General features: G+C 70.3%; 9 protein-coding genes and 1 tRNA gene. 8 read left to right on the top strand and 2 right to left on the bottom strand.

The genetic code is table 11. From position 1 onward, the window contains the following. Nucleotides 1-63: 63 nt before the first annotated feature. Nucleotides 64-1614 carry a Glu/Leu/Phe/Val dehydrogenase gene (locus tag D7V97_RS12285; RefSeq protein WP_120610805.1) on the bottom strand — a complete coding sequence of 517 codons (1551 nt, stop codon included), beginning with the start codon at nucleotides 1612-1614 and terminating at the stop codon, nucleotides 64-66. Between the two features lie 301 nt (nucleotides 1615-1915). Here D7V97_RS12285 and D7V97_RS12280 point away from each other — a divergent pair. From D7V97_RS12280 to D7V97_RS12270, 3 genes are all read left to right on the top strand, one after another. After that, nucleotides 1916-1991 (top strand) — tRNA-Thr (locus tag D7V97_RS12280). A 236-nt stretch (nucleotides 1992-2227) separates the two neighbouring features. Further along, the gene (locus D7V97_RS12275) at nucleotides 2228-3394 is read left to right on the top strand and encodes a hypothetical protein (protein WP_233582697.1); all 1167 of its coding nucleotides are present in this window, start codon (nucleotides 2228-2230) and stop codon (nucleotides 3392-3394) included. Further along, nucleotides 3391-3765 (top strand): DUF2019 domain-containing protein, encoded by a 375-nt coding sequence (locus D7V97_RS12270; RefSeq protein ID WP_120610804.1) that lies wholly within the window; start codon nucleotides 3391-3393, stop codon nucleotides 3763-3765. The genes D7V97_RS12275 and D7V97_RS12270 overlap by 4 nt, the downstream gene beginning before the upstream one ends. 51 nt (nucleotides 3766-3816) lie before the next feature. Here D7V97_RS12270 and D7V97_RS12265 read toward each other — a convergent pair whose 3' ends face one another. Beyond that, entirely contained in the window at nucleotides 3817-5898 is a 2082-nt protein-coding gene (locus D7V97_RS12265; protein ID WP_120610803.1) for a patatin-like phospholipase family protein, read from the bottom strand. Between the two features lie 373 nt (nucleotides 5899-6271). On the opposite strand from D7V97_RS12265, the gene D7V97_RS12260 reads away from it, so the two are divergent. From D7V97_RS12260 to D7V97_RS12240, 5 genes are all read left to right on the top strand, one after another. After that, nucleotides 6272-6700 carry a hypothetical protein gene (locus D7V97_RS12260; protein ID WP_120610802.1) on the top strand — a complete coding sequence of 143 codons (429 nt, stop codon included), beginning with the start codon at nucleotides 6272-6274 and terminating at the stop codon, nucleotides 6698-6700. 95 nt (nucleotides 6701-6795) lie between these two features. After that, nucleotides 6796-8748 carry an alpha/beta fold hydrolase gene (locus tag D7V97_RS12255; RefSeq protein ID WP_147444785.1) on the top strand — a complete coding sequence of 651 codons (1953 nt, stop codon included), beginning with the start codon at nucleotides 6796-6798 and terminating at the stop codon, nucleotides 8746-8748. A 57-nt stretch (nucleotides 8749-8805) separates the two neighbouring features. Continuing rightward, a complete protein-coding gene (locus D7V97_RS12250) occupies nucleotides 8806-12132 on the top strand; it encodes a non-ribosomal peptide synthetase (protein WP_158623345.1) in 3327 nt (1108 codons plus the stop codon). Between the two features lie 35 nt (nucleotides 12133-12167). Continuing rightward, a complete protein-coding gene (locus tag D7V97_RS12245; protein ID WP_120610799.1) occupies nucleotides 12168-16391 on the top strand; it encodes a non-ribosomal peptide synthetase in 4224 nt (1407 codons plus the stop codon). Beyond that, on the top strand, nucleotides 16388-22924 hold the full coding sequence (locus D7V97_RS12240) for a non-ribosomal peptide synthetase (RefSeq protein WP_120610798.1): 6537 nt from the start codon (nucleotides 16388-16390) through the stop codon (nucleotides 22922-22924). Before D7V97_RS12245 ends, D7V97_RS12240 begins: the two co-directional genes overlap by 4 nt. Nucleotides 22925-23291: the final 367 nt, after the last annotated feature.

Genomic DNA, 23291 nt, shown 5'->3' with positions numbered 1-23291 from the left:
TCCCCTGGATGAGGGAAGACACCGTGCCCCGGGCGTGGGACGCAAGGCTGAAGCGACGCGGGACTACTGCGAGAAGCCTTCGAGCAGGTAGTGGGCCTCGATGCGCTTGAGCGCGAGGATCATCGCGGCGCAGCGGCTGTCCACGGCCTTGCCGATGCAGTACGGGCGGCTGTCGTGCATCTCCGTCTTGCGCGGCTGGTTGCGCGAGATGTCGCGGATGATGCGGTAGTTGCGCTTCATGGCGCGCTCGAGGCGCTGATCGACCTCCGCCTCGCTCCAACGCTCCATGCGCTTGTTCTGGATCCACTCGTAGTAGCTCACCGTCACGCCGCCGGCGTTGGCGATGATGTCCGGGATGAGCTCGATGCCGCGCTTCTGCAGGACGCGGTCGGCTTCCGGGGTGGTGGGGCCGTTGGCGCCCTCCGCGATGAGCTTGACCTTGAGGCGCTCGGCGATGTCGGCGGTGATCTCACCACCCAGGGCGGCGGGGACGAGGATGTCCGCCTGCACGTCCCAGAGGTCCTTCTTCTCGATGCGCTGGGCGCCGGGGAACCCGATGACGGAGCGCTTGAGGTTCTTGGGGTCGGCCACGTAGGCGGCCAGCGCGTTCACGTCGATGCCGTCGCCGTTGAAGATGGAGCCGTCGGCGTCGTTCACCGCGAGCAGGCGCGCGCCCATGTTGCCCAGGATGATGGCGGCGTGGCTGCCCACGTTGCCGAAGCCCTGGAGGACGAAGGTCTTGCCCTTCACGCTCTCGCCGCGGTCGGCGTAGTAGTCCTCGATGCAGAACGCGACGCCCTGGCCGGTGGCCTTGCCGCGGCCCTCGGAACCGCCGATGCGCACGTCCTTGCCGGTGACGATGCCGCGCAGGTTGTGGCGCTCGCGCTCACCGTCGGAGAACTGGCGGTACAGCAGCGCCATGATCTCCGGGTTGGTGCCCACGTCCGGCGCCGGGATGTCGATGTTCGGCCCGATGAGGCTCTTGAGCCGGTACATGAAGCGCAGGGTGATGGCTTCAATCTCCTCACGGCCGTACTCGCGCGGGTCCAGCTGGATGCCGCCCTTGCCGCCGCCGAAGGGGACTTCCGCGATGGCGGTCTTCCAGGTCATCTCCGCGGCGAGCGCCTTGAAGAGGTCCAGGGACACCTCGCGGTGGTAGCGCAGGCCGCCCTTGTAGGGGCCCCGGGCCTGGTTGTGCTGGACGCGGTAGGCCTTGAAGCGCTGCGACTCACCGGGGACCAGCTGGTACACGAGCCCGTCCGGCAGGCGCAGGTGGCCGTGGCGGATGGCGACGTCGGAGCCCAGGAGGGCGCGGCCGTTGAGGATGATGTTGCCGTTGGCCAGGCGCTCCAGGCCCTCGGGGTTGCGCACCTGGGTCACGGACAGGTCGGAGAAGGACTTGGCCTCCTCGGGAAGCAGGGGGACGAGCCGGTCCTTGAGCTTCGCGGTGACGTAGAAGATGTGCTCGTAGTCGGGCTCTTCGAGCTCCAGACGCACCCGCTTGTCCAGGCCGATGAGATCCGCCGCGTAGTGGAAGATCTCCATCGCCTCCGTGTAGATGGTGCGCTTGGGCGAGGGGGCCGGGGCGCGCATGAAAGTCTCTTCGCTGGCCATGATGGAATGTGCTCCTTGAGGGCCCACCCTGAATGGGGGCCACAGGCGAAAGCCGGGCCCTTATGCGCACAGGCTCAACAGGGGGTCAACCGCTGCGGAGTGCGCCATTTCTCCAAATTGTGGAGAAATCACGCGCACTTAGGCGACGCGGTGTGTCACTTCACCGGATGCGCTGTGTCATGCATGTCAGCCCTTCTGGAAGGAAGAAGCCGGGGTGACGGCGGAGCGGCGGGCAGGCGCGGAGATTCTGCTTGCGGGGCCGAAAACCGGATGGTACTTACGCGCCGCTTTCACGCGTCGCGCCGACATAGCTCAGTTGGTAGAGCAACTGATTCGTAATCAGTAGGTCTCCGGTTCAAATCCGGATGTCGGCTCCAAAAGAAAAAGGCCGGTGGTCCTTCGGGACCGCCGGCCTTTTTCGTTTCCGGGCCCGGGGTTTCGCATGCGGCTGCCGTGGCTGGTGGTTTCCCTGCTGTGGGTGCTGGTCGGGTGTAGCGGAACCACGAGGGTCATCCGGCTCGATACAGGCCGAGGCTCGACTGGGGTCCATGTCCCGCGCGCGGGGGGAGCCGCCGGGCCGATAGCGCTGGACGCGGGTGAGGTGAAGGAGGCCGTGGCTCGCCTGGCCCGGGGCATTCGTCTGTCACCGCATGCTCAGGATGCCGCCCGGCGCCTGTTCGAGGTGGAGCCCCGAAGCGGTTCGTACCTCGTCGATGTGAAGCGGCACCGCATCACGCCGCTCGGGCCTGGTGAGCACCTGACTGACGGGCAGACGCAGGCCGACGTTGAGCTGACCCGCGCCTATTTGCGGTGGTGTGAGCGGACTGGACGGCCCGGTGATTGTCTGGGGTTGCTGAAGGAGAACCCGGTGATCGCGGAGGACGCGCGCTTTGCCCTGGCCCTTGCGCTGGCGAAGGGGGCCGTGCTGGACGAACTGTGGGAGGCCGTCAAGGACATGGCCCATCCGGAAGCCATGATGGAGGCCGCCCTCTGGACAGCCGCCACGTACGCATTGCTCTGGACCGTGCCGGAGCCTTCGACCAAGGGCGTGGCGGCGGTGCTCACGGCGGCGCTCATCCTCTACGTGGGTGTCGACACGTTCTGGGGACTCATCGAGGGCTTCCGACTCTTGATGGCCGAGGCGGACGAGGCCCTGACGTTCGATGAACTGCGCGATGCCGGGGAGCGGTTTGGGAAGGTGATGGGCAGGAATGCGGCTCGGGCGTTCGTGATGCTGGCGACCGCGGCCATTGGAAGCACGGGCGCGACCCTGGGCGCGAAGCTGCCAGGGCTGCCTGGGGCGGCCCAGGTCGCGGTGAGGGCCGAGGCCGAAGCGGGCGTGGTCTATGCGGCGGCCGGCCAGGTCGAATCCGTCGCCCTGGCAGCGGACGGCTTCACGTTCAGCCTCGCGCCTGGAGCAGTGGCGATGTCCTCGCGCGGCGGCACGGCAACTGGCGCGGGGCCGTCCAGCGTGAGGGCATGGAAGTCCTTCAGCGGTTTCAAGAACGCAATGGGGCCGGCGGGCAGCGGAAAGCAGTGGCACCACATCGTCGAGCAGACGCCAGGGAACGTGCAGCGCTTTGGTCCCGAGGCCCTTCACAACACAGAGAATGTTGTCGCAATCGATGAACAGCTCCACAAGCTCGTCAGCGCGTTCTACTCATCCAGGCAGGACGTCGCCGGAGGGCGGATCGTTCGCGATTGGCTTCGGATGCAATCCTACGAGCAACAGCGCGCCTTTGGACTGCAGACCTTGAGGAGATTTGGGGCCATCCAATGAAAGCACGTGACCTCAAGACACTGGGGCCAGAGGAGTTGATTGCGCGTTTTCGCGAGGTGTCAGCAAGACACGGGCGCTTGCTCAATGCTCGCAACACCCGGGCTGCCAACAAGGAATACGTTCTTGCGGCAGCCGCCAGGACCGAACTGCGCGCGCGTGGAAAAGAGGTGGAGAAACGTTTGTTGGGGTTGCTGACAGATGCGGAGCCAGGGACGCGATATTGGGCGGCGACGGCTGCCTTGACGTTCGCACCTGACGAGGCAGAACGTGCTCTTGCTTTGTTGGCGGAGCCACCGCTGAGCCTGATCGGATTGAGTGCGGCCATGACACTGGACGCGTGGAAGAACGGGACGCTTCCTCCGGAAGAATAACAACCGGAGCTTCAGGGTCATGGGCGCCAGCACGACCTTCCGGGCCCGGGTTCACACGTCCGGCATGATCTTCAGGACGCCCCTGGGGCGGGGTGGGGTGTCGGCGAAGAAGGCCTCCGGGGCCTTCTGTCCCGCCTGTTGGAGCTGGTCCTTCCACGCCTGCTGGGCCTGCTCCCACGCCTCGACGAGCTCCAACAGCGTGTCCAGGCGGTGGCGGGCCTCATCGCACCAGGGCTCGCTCTTGGCTCGATACCAGGACGCAGCGCCTCCTCCCTGCCTCGCCGCGAGCTGCTGCTCGAAGAGCGACGCGAAGCGCGATTGGAGCTGCTCCTTCCAGTCACCCTCCGGGAACAGCTTGCGCATCTCCAACAACTGGCTCTCCAGCTCCGCCATCAATACGTGCATGCGCACCCAGCGGTGCTCGGAGAAGTGGAGACTGAGCGGACTGGGATAGCGCCCCAGCAGCTCCGCGGCCGCATCCCGCCCCTTCTGCTGGATGGTCTCGATGACCTCCGCTGGCATGTCCAGGTTGAGACCGCCTTCCTTCTTTTCGAGGAACACCTGGACGATGCGCTCCCGGTAGCTGGGCAGCCCCGACTGCGCGTTGTCCCGATAGCTCATCGCCGTCTCGAAGATGGCCCGAAGGAAGTCCGGCACCCCGTCAATGGCTGTTCGCTGGGGCCGTGCCTTGTCAAAGTCCTTCGGCTCGGGGAGGACCACGGGACGAAAGGTGCTCTTCTCCTCGCGCTGCTCCAGCACGTGGGCGATGGGTGAGTCGTAGAGCGTGATGCCGAAGGTCGGCCGTTGCGGCACCCAGGCATCGAAGATGTGGATGGGGAAGTTGCTGGTGATGCCTCCGTCGCTCAGCCAGTGCTCCTCCAGGTCCCTTGCCAGATCGATGAGCTGGGGCGGGGCGCCCTTCTCCTTGCGGTACTTCTCCGGCCTCACGGAGTAGATCCGGATGGCACTCAGCAGGAGCGGGAAGCTCAGGCTCAGGCGGGTGGCCACCACCAGCGGCATGTCCTCGCCGATGGGAAAGCGCAACAGCTCCTGCGCATCCGTGTCGCTCAGGCGGATGGACTCCGTCGGCCGGTTGGCCTTGCCCCAACCGACGAGCGCCTCGAGGACGGGCTTGGGAAAGAGCCGTTCGAATTCGCTCCGCTTGAAGAAGAAGGAGCGGGTGCCTCTGCTCAAGGGGAGGATGTAGGGCTGGCCCAGCGTCAGGTTGGTCGTCACCAGCTTGAAGGCGATCTTCTTTTCGCCCAGCTGCCTCAAGGTGATGGGAGGCGCTTCGGGCGCGAGTCCCGCCAGCTGGTTGAAGCGGACGTGCAGCCAGTCCACCAGGGCCTGCTTCTCCTCGCCGAGGCGCGCCTGGGTGCCGGCACTTCCAGGACAGATGCCATACTTGTGGGCGGCCTTGTCCTGCAATTGATTCACATGGCCTGCCAGACCCCAGGCTCCACCCAGGAGGCGGCCCAGTCGGGTGCCCGCCCAGCAGAGCCCGAGTGCCGCCATCAGCAGCACCGTGCCCCCGAGCCCGTGCAGGAATCCGGGGGCCCGGAGCAACACCACGCCCCATCCCCCCACGCTGCTGGCGAGCAGCGCGGCGAGGAGGAAGCCCAGCGCCATTCCCTGCCGCTGCCTTTCTCCCCTGGCATGGAGGAGGACCGCCGCCAGCCGCAGGGCCATGCGGAAGTACCGGACCCCCGCGCCAGGTGCGGGGTCTCCGCGCGCTTTCGCGAGCGCCTCTTCCCGCTCCTCGGCCGCCGTCCGGCTTTGCCATTCCATGAAGGCGTGGAGCAGGGGCCTTCCTTCAGGGGAAGGTTGAAAGAGCTCCCTCACGAACCCGGGGGTGCCCAGCTCGCGGTTCATCTCGGCGAGTCGCTCGAAGCCCTGCGCGGTCGCGCCGGGATGCTGCCCGGGAGGCGACTGCCGCCCGTACTCCGCGGCCGCCGCGGCTGCCGCCGCGATGGCTCCCGCCGAGGCCCCGCCGATGGAGCGGAAGCGGTAGTGGCGCGCCAGTTCGAGAATGGCGGGCGGATAGACGACTCCGCTCGTGACCCCTCCCTTCATGATGAGGTCGCATTCCTGCTCCGGCACCTCGTTCAAAAGGCTGCGCTCTTCCTTGTCCATGGTCGCTTCTTCCCAGAGGCAGAGAGTCCGTGAGTGTCCAGGACCGCCATGCCCAGGCGTCGCGGCCGGGCCCGGTCATTTTCCGGGGATGTTCAGAATGTGAAAGTGGCCGTGGATTTCGGAGAGGTTTGGATTTCTCTGATAGTCCGTCTGTCATCACGCATAGTAGACAGCGGGCGTCGATGCGTTGCAGTAGGGGGGAAGTCGCTGAACAGCGATTGTGGGTCAACTTCCGACTTTTCATCTTCGAGCTGCCCGCGGATTGCTCCCAGGGCCTCCTTCACCTGTGACCGGATGCAAGTGCTCCGCTTCGGAGCAGTTGGATGCTGCTGTCAATAGGTGCTGTTTCCACAGGAAGAGGAAGGGTCGAACCATGGAAACCAGTGGGACGCAGAAAGGCCAGAAGTCCGAGGGCACCGAACCGCTGACCAAGCGGATCATGACTGCCCATGACACGTACTTCCAGGACCTGAACGCGGTCTGGTACGAGGCGCAGCAGCGCATCCAGGCCGCGCAGGTCGAATACCAGCGCGCGCTCCTGCAAGCGATGCAGCCCCAGGACAACGGGATGAAGAACCTCCAGGCCGCCGCGGAGGCCTTCCAGCGCGTGTGGCAGGAGGCGCTCAAGGAGCTCAACTCCTCCAAGCGCTTCAACGATGCGTACCAGAAGTACCGGACGACGGTGCAGGGCACGCTGTCTGGAATGCAGGCGGATGCGCTCGACCCGGTGGCCGCCATGAACCTGGCCCAGAGCATGTCCGTCGTGGCCGCCTATGCGAACCAGCTGAGAGCGTTGCCCTGACCTGACGCCGCTGCACGGAGGCGATTCCGTGCAGCGGGAAGCCCCGTTCGCGACCTCCAAGCCGCCGTGCCAACCCCAGACAGGATGAGGGAACCATGACACGCCATGTGCTCATCGCGGGTTCTGCCAGCCTCCTCGCGAGCCACCTGGCGGCGCGCTGTCTGTCTTTGGGCGAGAGCGTCTTCCTCTTCCTGCAACAGCCTGAAGGTCTCCTCCTTGAAGCGGATCAGGTCGTGGCCCTGGTGCGTCACGCCGCGCGGGGGCTTACAGCCGGGGCCGACGGGCTCCTCGCCCGCTTGCATCCGCTCCAGGCCGACCTCCATCGCGAGGACCTGGGGCTTCCGCAAGCCCTCCCGGGGGCGCCCCGCTTCGACGAGGTCTGGTGGCTGGGCGGAGGCCATCGCCCCCCGCGCGGCTCCGGCCCACCGGCTGGGAGGGAAGTGCCACGACGCCTGCTGTCGCTCCTGCCAGGGTTCGGGACTCCGGCGTTCAACGCCGTGGGTCCCCTCCTGGAGGACGGCGACGCGGAGGATGGGTTCGAGGCGTTCCACCGACGGGTGGAGCACGACGTGGAGGCCTTGTGCGGAGCGGGTGGCATCACCCATCGCCTCTTCCGTACCTCGCTGGTCGTGGGCGACAGCCCTCCCGTGCGAGGGCCGGACCGCGAGGGTTTCCTCCAGTTCCTGGAGGCGCTGCATGGGCTGAAGCGCGAGCTGGAGGAGCGCCTCCCGCAGTACTTCGAATACAAGGCGCTGGCGTGCCAGGCCCCCGCCGGAGCGAGCCTGGACATCATCCGCGTGGAGCAGGCCGCGGAGCACCTGCTGCGCCTCGCGCGCGCTCCTGACACCGCCTCCGGCCGCTTCCATGTCATCGCCCCGGAGCGCGTGCCCTTCGTGGAGCTGTGCGAGCGCGTGGGCACGGCCTACGGCCTGAGCCTCCTCGTCGTCGAGGACCGCGAGGCGCTGAACGCCATCGACCGGAGCTTCCACGAGCGCCTGGGCGGGTTCCATGACTGGCTCGCGTCGTCCGGCGTGTCCGTCCCTGAGAACCCTCCCGCCGAGGCGCTCCCGTTCGACGCGGAGGCCCAGGAGCCTCTCTTCGAGGCGATCCTCCAGGGACAGGATGCCGCTCGCGACGACCTCCGGGCTCAGGCCTCGGGCGTGGTCGCGTCGCTCGATCGACGCACCCTGGACCGGGGCGGCGCCTCGCTGACCTACTACGCGGGCGGCGGCGGTGGCACGCCGCTCGTGATCCTCAATGCCCTGGGGCAGGGGCTCCACTACTGGAGCCGGCTGCTGGTCGGGCTGATGCGGCGCCACCGCGTCATCCTCTGGGAGCCGCGCGGGCTGGAGGAAGGCTCGCCGCCCATCCTGCTCCAGGACCAGGTGGAGGACGCGGAGGCCATCCTCCGGAACGAAGGCATCGAGCAGTGCCACCTCGTCGGCTGGTGCACCGGGCCCAAGGTGGCACTGGAGCTCTACCTCCGCCACCCGTCCCGGGTCGCCTCGATGGTGTTCCTCAACGGCACCTTCAAGTGCGTCGGCAGCCCGGCGGAGCTCGACACGGCCTACGAGCGCAACTTCGAGCCCCTGAGCCGCATGCTCGAGCGCCGCCCGGCCCTGGCCGCCTCCGTGCTGGGCTCCCTCCGCTCGAGCGTGGCGGATGATGCCTTCGACCTGACGGAGGACGACGAGACGGACGCCGACGCGCTCGCCACACGCGTGCTCGCCCTGATGAACAGGGACCTGCGGTCCCACGTACTGGCGCCATTCCGGAGCGAGTCCTCGCTCATCAACCACCTGCGGCAGATCCGCGACTTCTGGACCTACGACTCGCGCAAGAGCGCGGGACAGGTGCGGGTCCCCGTGCTGCTGCTCAGCGCGGAGTACGACGCGGTGGCCTCGCCCGGCATGTCGCAGCTGCTGGCGGGGCTCCTCCCCAGGGCGCGCCATGTGCACGTCCCGGACGCCACGCACTACTGCCTCTACGACCGGCCGGAGTTCGTCGCCGATCAGCTGGAGTCGTTCTTCACCGCCGCCTCGTCCTGACGCGGGCTCCACCCGCGTCCACCGTCACGCCGCCATGCAGAGGAGAGGATGGGTTCGATGAGCAGCCTGAGCGAACGTGTTGCCGCCCTGTCTCCCGCGAAACGCGCGCTCCTGGAGCGCCGCCTGGAGGCCCGGGCCCAGGGAGTCACGCCCGACAGGATTCCGCGCCGTCCCGCCGAGCAGATGCTCGTGCCGCTGTCGTTCGCGCAGCAGCGGCTCTGGTTCCTGGAGCAGCTGGAGCCGGGCCTCGCCTTCTACAACCTGCCGCTCGCCAACCGCCTCACCGGCCCGGTGTGGGTGGCGAAGCTGGAGGAGACCCTGAACGCGCTCGTGCAACGCCACGAGGCGCTGCGCACCCGCTTCGTGACGACCCAGGACGGTCAGCCCGCGCAGGTCGTCGAGCCGCGCCGGCCGCTGACCCTGGAGGTCATCGACCTGGGCGGACTGCCCGAGGCCGAGCGGGAGACGGAGGCCGGCCGGCTCGCCCTGCTTGAAGCGCACCGGCCCTTCGACCTCGCACGCGATGCCCTGTTCCGCGCCCGCCTGCTGCGCCTGAGCGACACGGACCATGTGCTGCTGATGACCATGCACCACATCGTCTCCGACGGCTGGTCCATGGGCGTCCTCTACCGCGAGCTGTCCGCGCTCTACGTCGCGGCCGCCTCGGGGCGTCCCGCCGCGCTGCCGGAGCTGCCCATCCAGTACCCGGACTTCGCCGTCTGGCAGCGGGCGTGGCTGCGGGGCGACGTGCTGGAGCGGCTGCTCTCGTACTGGAAGCAGCGGCTCGCCGGTGTGCCCGCGCTGCTGGAGCTGCCCACGGACCGGCCCCGGCCGCGGGTGCAGTCCTTCCAGGGGGCGGCCTATGCCGTGCCCATTCCCCGTGCTCCGGTGGAGGGCCTCAAGGCCGTGGCCCGGCAGGCGGACGTCACGCTCTTCATCGCCTTGCTCGCCGCGTTCAAGGTCCTGCTCTTCCGCTACAGCGGTGAGCAGGACCTGGTCGTCGGCGCCCCCATCGCCAACCGCACGCGGGTGGAGCTGGAGGGCTTGATTGGCTTCTTCGTCAACACGCTCGTGCTGCGCACCGACCTCTCCGGCAGCCCCACCTTCCGCGAGGTGCTGGCCCGCACCCGCGAGGGGACGCTCGAGGCCTTCGCGCACCAGGACCTGCCCTTCGAGAAGCTGGTGGAGGAGCTGCAGCCCGAGCGCAACCTGGGCCACAACCCGCTCTTCCAGGTGATGTTCGTGCTGCAGAACGCGGAGACCGGCGTGCGGATGACGTCGGGCAACTTCGCGCCCCAGCTCAACGTGGGGACGTCCAAGTTCGACCTGACCTTGAGCGCGACGGAGACGGAGGACGGGCTGCTGGCGGTGTTCGAATACAACACGCACCTCTTCGACACGGCGACCATCGTTGCCCTCGCTCGCAACTTCCAGGCCCTCCTCGAAGGCGCCGTCACCTCGCCGGACCGGCGCATCGGTGAACTCCCGCTCCTCGACCCTGACGAGCGGCGGCGCCTGCTCCTGGACTTCCAACGCCCCGTGGATGGACGCGCGGGCACCTTGCTCCTGCATGAGCTGTTCGAAGCCCAGGTGCGGCTGCGCCCGGAGGCGCCCGCGGCGCGGTTCCTCGGGCAGTCGCTGAGCTACCGGGAGCTGGACGCGCGCGCCAACCAGCTCGCGCGGGAGCTGCGCGAGCAGGGCTGTGGACCGGAGGTGTGCGTCGCCCTCTGCATGGAGCGCTCGCTGGAACTCCTCGTCGGGATGCTGGGCATCCTCAAGGCCGGCGCGGCCTTCCTGCCGCTGGATCCGACCTATCCGACGGAGCGCCTGGCCTACATGCTGGAGGATGCCCGCGTGCCGCTGATGCTCACGCAGGAGCGGCTCGCCAGCACCCTGCCTCCGCATGCGGGACGCACCCTGTGCGTGGACTCGGAGTGGCCACGCATCGCCGCCCATCGCGACGACGGCGTGGCGCCGCTGGCGGTGCCCGACAACCTGGCCTACGTCATCTACACGTCGGGTTCGACGGGCCGTCCCAAGGGCGTCCTCGTGCCGCACCGCGGGGTGTCCAGCATGGCCGAGAGCCAGGCCCGCGTCCTGCGGATTGACCCGGGCAGCCGCTTCCTCCAGTTCGCCTCGCTGAGCTTCGACGCGTGCGTCTTCGAGCTGGTCGTCGCCCTGGGTGCCGGCGCGACGCTCTGCCTGGCGCCCCAGGCGGACCTGCTCCCGGGCGCGCCGCTCCTCCAGGTGCTGCGCAACGAACGCATCCACATCCTCCTCCTGCCGCCGTCGTCCCTGGCGGTGCTGCCCGCCGCGGTGCTGCCGGACCTGCGGCTGGTCGTCACCGGGGGCGAGGCGTGCCCCGCGGAGCTGGTGGCCCGCTGGCTCCCGGGCCGCCGCTTCATCAACGCCTATGGCCCCACGGAGGGGAGCATCTGCGCCACCCTCGTGGAGTGCCAGGACGGCACGACGGCGCCGCTGCTCGGAAGCCCCGTCGACAACACGCAGGTCTATGTCCTCGACGCCTGCCTGGAGCCGCTCCCGGCCGGCGTCCCGGGCGAGCTGTACCTGGGGGGCGTGGGCGTGACGCGCGGCTACCTCGGGCGGCCCGACCTCACCGCGGAACGGTACGTGCCGGATCCGTTCCGCGCGGAGCCCGGTGCGCGCATGTACCGCACGGGCGATCGCGTGCGCCGGCTGCCCGACGGCGGCCTCCAGTACCTGGGCCGCGTGGATCAGCAGCTCAAGCTGCGCGGCTACCGCATCGAGGCGGGTGAGATCGAGCACGTGCTGCTGCGCCACCCGGCGCTCCAGGAGGCCGTCGTCGTGGCCCGGCGCGGTCCCTCCGGCGAGCCGCGCCTCGTGGCGTACTGCGTCCCCCGGGACGGCAGGTGGCCGGACGCCGCGGGGCTGCGCGGCTTCCTGCGGGAGTCCCTGCCGGACTTCATGGTGCCGTCCGCGTTCGTGCTGCTCGCCACGCTCCCGCTCACGGGCAGCGGCAAGGTGGACCGGCGCGCGCTGCCAGCGGTCACGGCCGGGGCGCTGGAGTCCCCGGCCGAGTGGGTGGCGCCCCGCACGGAGACGGAGAAGACCCTGGCGCGCATCTGGTGCGAGGTGCTCGAGCTGGAGCGGGTGGGGATCCACGACGACTTCTTTGAGCTCGGCGGGCACTCGCTGCTGGCCACCCGGGTGATGACGCGCGTGAGCACCGCCTTCCATCGGGAGGTCCCGCTGCGCTGGCTCTTCGAGCTGTCCACCGTGGCCCGCCTGGGCGCGGAGCTCGACAAGGGCCACGAGGGGGAGTCCCGGCCTCGCGAGCCGGCCCTGACGCGGGTGGCGCGCGAGGTCGTCACGGTGCCTGTCCGCTCCGACTCGGCGGCTTGAGGGCATCCACCGCAACCAGCAAGGAGGGGTACTTCATGACGGCAGTTGCTTCGTCTTCGTCCGCGGTTCCTGGCACCCGGGAGGCCTTCGTCTTTCCCTGCTCCTTCGCGCAGCGTCGCCTCTGGTTCCTGCACCAGTTCGACCCGGCCAGCTCCGTCTACAACATCCCTTCGCCCATGCGCATCACCGCGCCCCTGGACCTCGCGGCGCTGCGGAGCGCGCTGAATGAGTTGGTGCGCCGCCACGAAGCCCTGCGGACCACCTTCACCACCGTGGACGGCGAGCCCATGCAGGTGGTGGCGCCCACCCAGGCCGTGGACCTGGAGGTCATCGACCTGCGCTCCGTCCCCGCGGAGCAGCGGGAGTCGGAATCCCAGCGGCTCGTGTTCATCGACGCCCAGCGCCCGTTCTCGCTCACGGACGGGCCCCTGCTGCGCACCAGCGTGCTGCGGCTGGGCGACGCGGACTTCGTGCTGCTCCTCACCCTCCACCACATCGTGGCGGATGGCGGATCCATGGGCGTGCTGTTCCGCGAGCTGGGCGTGCTCTACACCGCCTTCAGCCGGGGGCAGTCCTCGCCCCTGCCGGAGCTGCCCCTCCAGTACGCGGACTTCGCGCATTGGCAGCGGCAGCTGCTCCAGGGAGAGGTGCTGGAGGGCCACCTGTCCTACTGGCGCAAGCAGCTCTCCGGTGCGCCGGAGCTGCTGGAGCTCCCCGCGGACCGGCCGCGCCCCGCCGTGCAGTCCTTCCACGGCGGAACGCACCTCCTCACGCTCGACGCGTGGCTGTACGACTCCCTCCGGGTGTTGGGGCAGCGGGAGGGGACGACGCCCTTCATGACGCTGCTGGCGGCCTTCAAGGTGCTGCTCTCGCGCTACACGGGGGAGACGGACATCGTCATCGGGTCGCCCATCGCCAACCGGACGCGGGCGGAGCTGGAGGGGCTCATCGGGCTCTTCGTCAACACGCTCGTGCTGCGCACGGACCTGTCTGGCGACCCGACCTTCCGCGAGCTGCTCGGCCGGATGCGGGAGGTGACGCTGGGCGCGTATTCGCACCAGGACCTGCCCTTCGAGAAGCTGGTGGAGGAGCTCCAGCCGTCGCGCAAGCTCAGCCACAACCCGCTCTTCCAGTTCATGTTCGTCCTGCAGAGCGCCGAGCGCCACGCCAACCCGGGCGCCTCGGGCGGTGGAGCCCCGCCCGTCAACGTCACCACGGGCACGGCCAAGTTCGACCTCACGCTCTCCGTGATGGAGACGGGCCGCGGCGCCCAGGCGCTGTTCGAATACAACACCGACCTCTTCGAGGCGGCGACCATCGCGCGACTGGTGGAGCACTTCCAGCGCCTGCTCGAGGCCATCATCCAGGAGCCGGACCGGCGCCTGTCCGATCTGTCGCTCCTGGGCGAGGACGAGCGCGAGCAGGTGCTCGTCGAGTGGAACGAGACCGCCGTGGAGCGGCCCCGCGACATCGCCCTGCATCGCCTCATCCAGGCGCAGGCGCTCCGCACGCCCGACGCCACGGCGGTCGTCGCCGGGGACGAGCGCCTGACGTACCGCGAGCTGATGGCCCGGGCCCACCGCGTGGCCCACTGGCTGGGGAAGCAGGGCATCGGGCCGCACCCGCTCGTGGGGGTGTGCATGGAGCGCTCGCCGGAGATGGTGGTCGCGCTCGTCGGCATCCTCGTGGCGGGCGGGGCCTACGTGCCGTTGGATCCGGAGTACCCCCGGGAGCGGCTCGCCTTCATGCTGGAGGACGCGGCACCGCCCGTGCTGCTCACCCAGGCGCGGCTCGCCGCGTCCCTTCCGGAGGGCCGCACGCGCGTCGTGTGCCTGGACACGCTCGGGCCCGAGCTCGCCCTCTGTCCCGACGCGTCCCCCGACCTGCCCACGGTCCCCGAACAGCCGGCGTACGTCATCTTCACCTCCGGATCGACGGGGCGCCCCAAGGGGGCCATCAACACGCATGCGGGTGTCACCAACCGACTCCTGTGGATGCAGGAGGAATACCCGCTCGGCGGGAGTGATCGCGTCCTGCACAAGACGCCCACGAGCTTCGACGTCTCCGTGTGGGAGCTGTTCGGTCCGCTCATCGCGGGCGCCACCCTGGTGCTGGCCAAGCCCGGAGGGCAGCGACAGCCGGACTACCTCATCCCGCTGATCATCGAGCAGGGCATCACCGCGGCCCACTTCGTGCCCTCACTGCTCCGGGTGCTCCTGGAGCATCCGGAGTGCGGGCGCTGCACCACGATCCGGCGGGTGATTTCGAGCGGCGAGGCGCTCCCCGCGGACCTGGAGGCGCGCTTCCATTCGCGCCTCGGAGGGGCGGAGCTGCTCAATATGTACGGGCCCACCGAGACGGCGGTGGAGGTGACGGCGTGGGCGTGCCCGCCGGGCGGCAGTGGCGGCAGCGTCCCCATTGGCCGGCCCATCTCCAACACGCAGATCTACCTGCTCGACGCGAGGCTCCAGCCCGTGCCCATCGGGGTGCCCGGCGAGCTCTACATCGGCGGGGTCAACGTCGGGCTCGGCTACCTCCGGCGGCCCACGTTGACGGCGGAGCGCTTCATCCCGGACCCCTTCGGCGGCGTGCCCGGCGGGCGCCTCTACCGCTCGGGGGACCGGGCGCGCTTCCGGCCGGATGGGAACATCGAGTTCCTCGGGCGGCTTGATGATCAGGAGAAGGTCCGCGGCTTCCGCATCGAGCTGGGAGAGATTGAAGCGGTGCTGCGCGGGCACCCGGCGGTGGCCGAGGCGGCCATCGTCACGCGCGAGTACGCCCCCGGCGACAAGCGCCTCGTCGCGTACTTCGTCCCCGACCCGAAGCGCGCGTCCACGCTCCGCGCGCTGCTGCGCTACCAGCGGGAGGGGTTGCTCGGCGACGCTTCGCTCACGGAGCTCCCCAACGGCCTGGCGGTGCTCCAGCGGAGCCAGGGGGAGGCCGCCTTCGTCTACCGCGAGGTGTTCGAGGACGCCGCCTACCTCCGGCACGGCATCACGCTGGACGACGGGGACTGCGTCTTCGATGTGGGCGCGAACATCGGCCTCTTCACGCTCTTCGTCGGCCAGCGCGTCAAGGGCGCGCGGGTCTACGCGTTCGAGCCCATTCCCCGCGTCTTCGACGTGCTGAAGCTCAACGCCGGGCTCTACGACGGAGACGTGCGGCTCTTCAACCTCGGGCTGGCGGACGCGGCCCGGCACGAGACGTTCACCTACTACCCGCACCTGTCCATCCTGTCGGGACGCAAGGCCGACGCCAAGGCGGAGCGCGAGGTCGCCCTCGCGTACGAGCGGTCCCGTTCGCGGGAGCCCGCCGAGGCGCGGCAGGTCCTGGAGGAGGTCGTCACGGAGCGCCTGCGCACCGAGCCCGTGCGCTGCGAGCTGAAGACGCTCTCCCAGGTGATGCGGGAGGCCGGCGTCGAGCAGATCGACCTGCTCAAGATCGACGTCGAGCGGAGCGAGCACGACGTGCTGCTCGGCATCGCGGAGGAGGACTGGTCGCGGATCCGCCAGGTGGTGGTGGAGGTGGAGGACACCGACGGCGCGCTCGCCCGCATCCGGACGCTCCTGGAGCGCCACGGCTACCAGGTGGCCGCCGAGCAGGAGGATGCGCTGCGGGAGACCCGCACGTGGCTCGTCTACGCGACGCGGGCCGGGGCGGCGCGGCGCCGCGCGGAGGTGGAGTCGGTGGACGCGGGCCCCCGCTGGCACGGTCCCGAGCAGCTGCGGTCCGACCTCAAGCGCCACCTGGCCGAGCGCCTGCCGGACTACATGGTGCCCGCGCTCTTCGTCCCGCTGGAGGCGCTGCCGCTGCTGCCCAACGGCAAGCTCGACCGACGCGCGCTCCCGCCACCGGAGGATCAGCTCCCGGGGCTGGGCAACGTGGCCTACGTGGCGCCGCGCAACCCCACCGAGGAGCACCTGGCGCAGCTCTTCCGCGAGCTGCTGCGGCGGGAGCGGGTGGGCATCCATGATCACTTCTTCGAGAGCGGCGGCCACTCGCTCCTGGCGACCCGGCTCCTCTCGCGCATCCGGGAGGCGTACCGGATCACGCTGCCGCTGCGGCGCATCTTCGAGACGCCCACCGTGGAGGGGCTGGCCCGGGCCCTCGCGGAGACCCCGCAGGGCGCCACCGCGGCGCCTCCGCCCATTGAACGCATCGCGCGGCGGGACGCGCCACCGGATGTCTCCCAGCTGTCGGACGACGAGGTCTCGAAGATGCTGGAAGGGCTGATCGCAGAGGGGAAGGTGGTCGGATGAGCGCCACGACGAGTCCGGTCGCCCAGCTGTCGCCCGCGGAGAAGCGCGCGCTGCTGGCCCGGCACCTCCAGAAGCAGGGTGGGGCGCGCGGTGGCCTGCCGCTGTCATTCCCGCAGGCGCGGCTCTGGTTCCTGGATCAGTTCGTTCCCGGGGACCCGTCGTACAACATCCCCGTGGCGGTCCGCCTGCCGGGCTGGCTGGACGTCGCGGCGCTGGAGCGGAGCCTCAACGAGATCATCCGCCGGCACGAGTCGCTGCGCACGACCTTCGCGCTCCACGACGGCAAGCCGGTGCAGGTGGTGGCACCGTCGCTGGTGTTGCAGCTGCCCGTCGTGGACCTGCGCTCGACCCCCGAGGAGACGCGCGAGGCGGAGGCGAACCGGCGGGCCTTCGAGGAGAGCCGGCACTCGTTCGACCTCGCGAAGGGGCCGCTCTTGCGCGTGGCCCTGATCAAGCTCAGTGACGTGGACCACCTGTTCGTCGTGGTGATGCACCACATCATCTCCGATGGCTGGTCGATGAACGTCTTCCACCAGGAGCTGTCGGCCCTGTACAGCGCGTACTGCACCGGCCGGCCGTCGCCGCTGCCGGAGCTGCCCGTCCAGTACGCGGACTTCGCGCGGTGGCAGGTGGGGTGGCTCCAGGGCGACGTGCTCCAGAAGCAGCTGGCGTACTGGCGCTCCCAGCTCCGTGGCCTGCCGCCGCTGCTGGAGCTGCCGACGGACCGGCCCCGTCCCACGTTCCAGAGCACGCGCGGCGCGATGCACCTCTTCTCCCTGGAGGCGTCGCTGAGCGAGGGCCTGCTCGCGCTCAGCCAGCGCGAGGGCGTCACGCTGTTCATGGTGGTGCTCGCGGCCTTCAAGACGCTGCTCCTGCGCGTCACCGGCGAGCGGGACTTCGCCGTCGGCTCGCCCATCGCCAACCGGACGCGTCCGGAGCTGGAGGGGCTGATCGGCTTCTTCGTCAACACGCTCGTGCTGCGCACGGACCTCGCTGGGGACCCCACGTTCCGGGAGCTGCTCGGGCGCGTGCGCGAGGTGACGCTGGGGGCGTATGCGCACCAGGACCTGCCCTTCGAGAAGCTGGTGGAGGAGCTGCAGCCCGAGCGCAACCTGGGCCACAACCCGCTCTTCCAGGTGATGTTCGCCCTGCAGAACCTCGGCGCGCACGAGCGCACCGCGCGGAGCTCCGCGCCCCCGCGCGAGGCGCCGGTCATCTCGAACGGCACCGCGAAGTTCGACCTGACGCTGTCCCTCTTCGAGACCGGCCACGGCGCGCAGGGCTCGCTCGAATACAACACGGACCTGTTCGACGCGGAGACCGCCAGCCACCTCGTCGAGTGCTACCAGTACCTGCTCCGCGACATCGTGGCGCATCCCGACCGGCGCCTCTCCCGGCTGTCCCTGCTGGGCGACGTGCAGCGCCGCGAGCTGGCGCTGGGCTGGAGCGGACCGCCCGAGACCTCCCCGGAAGCGGGGGACCTTCGCGCGCTCATCGCAGGCCATGCGGCGCGCACGCCCGACGCCGTGGCCGTGAGCAGCGGCGCGGAGTCCGTCAGCTATCGCGAGCTTGACCGCCGCGCCAACCAGCTCGCCCACCACCTGGTGGCGCTGGGCGTCCGGCCCGAGACGCCGGTGGGCCTCTTCCTCGAACGCTCGGTGGACCGGGTGGTGGCGCTGGTGGGCGTACTGAAGGCAGGCGGCGTCTGCGTGCCGCTCGACCCCTCGGAGCCGCCGTCGCGCCTGGGGCCCGTGATGGACGACGCAGGGGCTCCGTTGCTCCTCACCGAGGAGCGGCTGCGGGCGCGCCTCCCTCCGTCCTCCGCGCGGGTCGTGGCGCTGGAGTCCCTCCGCGAGGGCTGCGAGGATCCGCCGGCCGTGGAGGTCCACGCGGACAGCCTGGCCTGCCTCCTGTACCGGCCGGGCCCCGAGGGCGCGCCGCTGGGCGTCCAGCTGTCGCATGCGGCGCTATGCCACGCGGCGGTCGGCGCGGGCTTTCGCCTCACCGGAGCGGACCGCGTGGCCCACGTGTCGGGCTTCTCCGACGATGCCGCGTGTGTCGAACTCTTCGGAGCGCTCGCGGTGGGGGCAGGGGTGGTGCTCTTCCCGGGCGGCGCCGCGCTGCCTCCGCGCAAGGCCGCCACGCTGCTGCGTGACCAGGGCGTCACCGTGCTCTTCGCTTCGGCCTCGACGCTGGAGCGCCTGGCCCGCGAGTTCCCGTGGGCCCTGCGAGCGCCCCGGCTCCTGCTGTGTGACGACGCCCCCGCGGCCCTCCAGCGACTGGCGGAGACGCTGAAGCCGGAGGTCCGCGAGAAGGTGCTCTGCGTCCAGGCGGTGACGGAGGCCGGTGGCTACCCCGTGGGCCAGCCGCTGGATGCGATCCTCCCCGGCGAGTCCAGGGTCTTCGTGGGACAGCCCGGCGAAGGCATGCGGCTCCAGTTGCTCGACACGAACCTGGAGCCGGTGCCCCCGGGGGCCATCGGCGAGCTCTACCTCGGCGGAGAGGCGCTGGCCCGCGGCTATCACCACCAGCCCGAGCGGACGGTGGCCGCGTTCATCCTCGATCCCCACTCGCGGCAACCGGGCGCGCGCCTGTACCGCACGGGGGACCTGGCCCGACGCCTGGACGATGGCAGCCTTGTGTCCTGCGGGCGCCGCGACGGGCGCATCCTGCTGCGGGGCAGCCGCGTCGATCGGGCGGAGCTGGAGGCGGCGCTCCACCGTCATCCGGGCGTACGCGAGGCGGCCGTCGTGGTGCGCGACCCGCCCCGCGTGCGCGAGCGCGGGCTCGTCGCCTTCACCGTCGCCGCCGACGGCCACGTCCTCACGGAGGGCGAGCTGCGCTCCTTCCTGAAGGAGTGGTTGCCAGAGGCCTTGATCCCGGTGTCGTTCACCGTCCTGGAAGCGCTCCCGCGCACGCCCGGGGGCGCGGTGGATCATCGCGCCCTGCGCGACCGGGCCGGTGCCAGCGACGCCACGCGCGGCCCCGCGCCGGCCTACGTGGCGCCGCGCAACTCCACCGAGGAGCGGCTGGCGCGCATCTGGATGCAGGTGTTCGGCAGCGACCGCGTCGGCATCCATGACAACTTCTTCCGGCTCGGCGGCCACTCCCTCCTGGCGACCCAGGTCGTCGCCCGCGTGGCGGAGTCCTTCCAGGTCTCGCTGCCGCTGCGTCAGCTCTTCGAGTTGCCCACCATCGCGGAGCTGGGGAAGGCCATCGACCAGCTCGCGCCGCAGGAGGAGACGGCGAAGGGCCCGCGCCTCGTGCCCGTGGGGAGGGATCAGCCCCTCCCGCTCTCCTTCGCCCAGCAGCGCCTCTGGTTCCTGGATCAATTCGAGCCGGACAGCGCGTTCTACAACATCCCCTTGTCGGTGCGGCTGCCGGGCCCGCTCGACGTCCCCGCGCTCCGGGAGGCCCTCCAGGCCCTGGTGCGCCGCCACGAGTCCCTGCGCACCACCTTCGAAGTCGTCCAGGGACAGCCCGTCCAGCGCATCACGCCGTCGCTGACGCTGGCGCTGCCGGTGGTGGACCTGCGCGAGCTACCAGAGGCCGCCCGCGAAGCCGAGGCGCACCGGCTGGCCCACGAGGAGGCCCGGACGCCCTTCCAGCTCCAGCAGGGGCCGCTGCTGCGCACCCGGCTCCTCACGCTCGGTGACACGGAGCAGCTCCTGCTGCTGACCCTCCACCACATCATCTCCGATGGCTGGTCCGTGGAGGTGCTGCTGCGCGAGCTGGGCGTGCTCTACACCGCCGCGCAGGCGGGCCAGCCGTCCCCCCTGCCAGAGCTGCCCATCCAGTACGCGGACTTCGCCGTCTGGCAGCGCCAGTGGCTCTCGGGGCCCGTCCTGGAGGAGCAGCTGAGGTACTGGAAGCAGCAGCTGGAGGGCGCGCCCGCCGTCCTCGAACTCCCCACGGATCGGCCACGTCCACCGGTCCAGGTCTTCCGCGGCGGACTGCATTCGTTCTCACTGCCGGGAACGCTCGTCGCTCCGCTCAAGGCGCTCTGCGAGCGGGAGCAGGTCACCCTGTTCATGACGCTGCTGGCGGCGTTCAAGACGCTGCTCCACCGCTACACCGGCCAGGAGGACCTCATCGTCGGCACGCCCATCGCCAACCGGACGCGTCCGGAGCTGGAGGGGCTGATCGGCTTCTTCGCCAACACGCTCGTGCTGCGAACGCGCCTGTCGGGAGGCTCAAGCTTCCGGCAGCTGCTCGCGCAGGTCCGCGAGGTGACGCTCGGGGCGTATGCGCACCAGGACATCCCGTTCGAGAAGCTGGTGGAGGAGCTGAAGCCCGAGCGCGACCTGGCCTACAGCCCGCTCTTCCAGGTGATGTTCGCGCTCCAGAACCTGGGCCGGTCGCTCCCCGAAGGCGGGGCTCCCGCGGACGCGGCCGCGCCAGTGCCCGGCACGGGGGCGGCGAAGTTCGACCTGACCGCCTTCCTCCTCGAGGACACCTCCGGCCTCCAGGCGGGCTTCGAGTACAACTCCGACCTGTTCGACGCCGGGACGGTGGCGCGGATGGCGGCGCACTTCGAGAACCTGCTGGCCGCCGTGGTGGCGGAGCCGGACCGCCCGCTGTCGACGCTGCCCGTCCTCTCGCAGGCGGAGCTGCTGACGCTCGCGGACTGGAACGCGACCCACGCGTCCTTCCCGGAGCGCTGCGTGCACCGGCTCTTCGAGGACCAGGCCGCGCGCACGCCCGACGCCGTGGCGCTCCGCTTCGAGGGAGCGACGCTGAGCTACGGGGAGCTGAACGCCCGCGCCAACCGCTGGGCGCACCGGCTCCAGGCGCTCGGGGTGCGGCCGGACACGCGCGTGGGCCTCTTCCTGGATCGGTCGCTGGAGATGGTGGTCGCCGTCCTCGCGGTGCTCAAGGCGGGAGGCGCCTACGTCCCGCTGGATCCCGGCTACCCGCGGGCGCGACTCGCCTCCATGTTGGAAGACGCGCGCGCGCCCCTGCTGCTCACCCACGCGCGGCTCGGGGACCGGCTGCCCGCGGGCGAGGCCCGGGTCCTGATGCTCGACGGCGAGGAGGACCTCGGGGCGCGCGAGGACAACCCCACCTCCGACACGACGCCGGGGCACCTGGCCTACGTCATCTACACGTCAGGCTCGACGGGCCGGCCCAAGGGGGTGGCGATGGCGCACCGGCCCCTGGCCAACATGCTGCACTGGCAGAACGGCCGCTCCACGCTGCCCGCCGGTGCGCGGACGCTGCAGTTCGCGTCGCTGAGCTTCGACGTGTCGTTCCAGGAGGTGTTCTCGACGCTGACGACCGGCGGCACGCTGGTGCTCGTGCGCGAGGAGCTGCGGCGTGATCCGGAAGCCCTCTGGGCGCTGCTCCGCAAGGAGGGCGTGCACCGGCTCTTCCTGCCGTACGTCGCGCTCCAGCAGCTCGCCGAACAGGCGCGGGACCTGCCCGTGCTGCCCACGACCCTCCGCGAGGTCATCACGGCCGGCGAGTCGCTCCAGGTGACGCCGCGGATCGCCGGGCTGTTCGCGCGGTTGGGCTGCGCGCTCTACAACCAGTACGGCCCCACGGAGAGCCACGTCGTCACCGAGCTGGCGCTCACGGGACCGTCGAGCGGCTGGCCCGCGCGTCCCTCCATCGGCCGCCCCATCCCCAACGTCAGCATCCACCTGCTGGACGCGCACCTGCAGCCGGTGCCCGTGGGCGTGGCGGGCGAGCTCTACATCGGGGGCGTGGCGCTGGCACGCGGCTACCTCGACCGGCAGGACCTCACCGAGGAGCGCTTCATCGTGGATCCGGGTGGCGGTCCTGACGGCAGCAGGCGCCTGTATCGCACCGGCGATCGCGCGCGCTACCTGCCGGACGGGAAGATCGACTTCCTCGGGCGCACGGATGATCAGCTCAAGCTCCGGGGCTTCCGCGTCGAGCCGGGAGAGATCGAAGCCGCGCTGCGCACCCACCCCGACGTGAGCGAGGCGGCGGTGGTCGCCTGGAAGGAAGACACGGGCGGGTGGCGGCTGGTCGCGTATGTCCAGCCGGGCCCCGGCGCTTCGCCCACGCCGCACGTGCTGCGAACGCACCTGGCGGGTTCGCTGCCGGAGCACATGCTTCCCTCGGGGTTCATGGTGCTGGCGTCCCTGCCGCGCACGCCCAGCGGGAAGCTCGACCGGCGAGCACTGCCACGGCCGTCCGACCTGCCCGCGGCGACCGCGGCCGCGTTCGTCGCGCCCGGCACCCCCACGGAGGAGGCGCTCGCGAGGATCTGGGCCGAGCTGCTGCGGCTCGAACGCGTGGGACGCCATGATCACTTCTTCGAGCTCGGTGGCCACTCGCTGCTCGCCACGCGGGTCATCTCCCGCATCCGCGAGGACCTGCGCGTCGAACTCCCGCTGCGCCGCATCTTCGAATCGCCCACCCTCGAAGGGCTGTCCCTGGCCGTCGTCCAGGCCCGGGTCGAACAGGAGAGCGAAGCGGAGGCGGCGCTCCTGCTGAGCGAGCTGGATTCACTCTCCGACGACGAGGCGCGCGCGCTGCTCTCCGAAGGGGAGCACCGGCGGTAGGACTCCCTGCACCCGGAAGCCCAGGCGCGGAGTGGGGGACGACGGACAGACGGGCCAGGGGCCCCTGGCACACCTGCCAGGGGCTCGGGTCCAGTGGGCAACCGTGACCGGAGCATCTCGCGTGCGCCGTCAGGCGCTTGGAGGTATGCCCAGCCACTCAAGTCACCGCCGCATTCCCCAGGTCATCCCATGCCCACCGCTCCCACTTCCCCCCAAGAGTTGACGCTCGACCCCGAGGATTGGGAGGCGTTCCGCAAACTCGCGCACCGGATGGTGGACGACACGCTCGAGCACCTGGCGACGCTGCGCGCGCAGCCCGCGTGGCAGCCGATGCCCGCCGGGGTGCGCACGAGCCTGGAGGAGGAGC

Source organism: Corallococcus sp. CA053C (assembly GCF_003611675.1).
GTDB lineage: Bacteria > Myxococcota > Myxococcia > Myxococcales > Myxococcaceae > Corallococcus.
Note: the sequence above shows the minus strand (reverse complement) of the source record. Positions and strands in the feature narration are given on the sequence as shown.

Coding starts and splice junctions, on each gene's coding strand:
- D7V97_RS12285 (WP_120610805.1), bottom strand. CDS start 1,614: ATGGCCAGCGAAGAGACTTTCATGCGCGCCCCGGCCCCCTCGCCCAAG.
- D7V97_RS12255 (WP_147444785.1), top strand. CDS start 6,796: ATGACACGCCATGTGCTCATCGCGGGTTCTGCCAGCCTCCTCGCGAGC.
- D7V97_RS12260 (WP_120610802.1), top strand. CDS start 6,272: ATGGAAACCAGTGGGACGCAGAAAGGCCAGAAGTCCGAGGGCACCGAA.
- D7V97_RS12250 (WP_158623345.1), top strand. CDS start 8,806: ATGAGCAGCCTGAGCGAACGTGTTGCCGCCCTGTCTCCCGCGAAACGC.
- D7V97_RS12245 (WP_120610799.1), top strand. CDS start 12,168: ATGACGGCAGTTGCTTCGTCTTCGTCCGCGGTTCCTGGCACCCGGGAG.
- D7V97_RS12265 (WP_120610803.1), bottom strand. CDS start 5,898: ATGGACAAGGAAGAGCGCAGCCTTTTGAACGAGGTGCCGGAGCAGGAA.
- D7V97_RS12270 (WP_120610804.1), top strand. CDS start 3,391: ATGAAAGCACGTGACCTCAAGACACTGGGGCCAGAGGAGTTGATTGCG.
- D7V97_RS12240 (WP_120610798.1), top strand. CDS start 16,388: ATGAGCGCCACGACGAGTCCGGTCGCCCAGCTGTCGCCCGCGGAGAAG.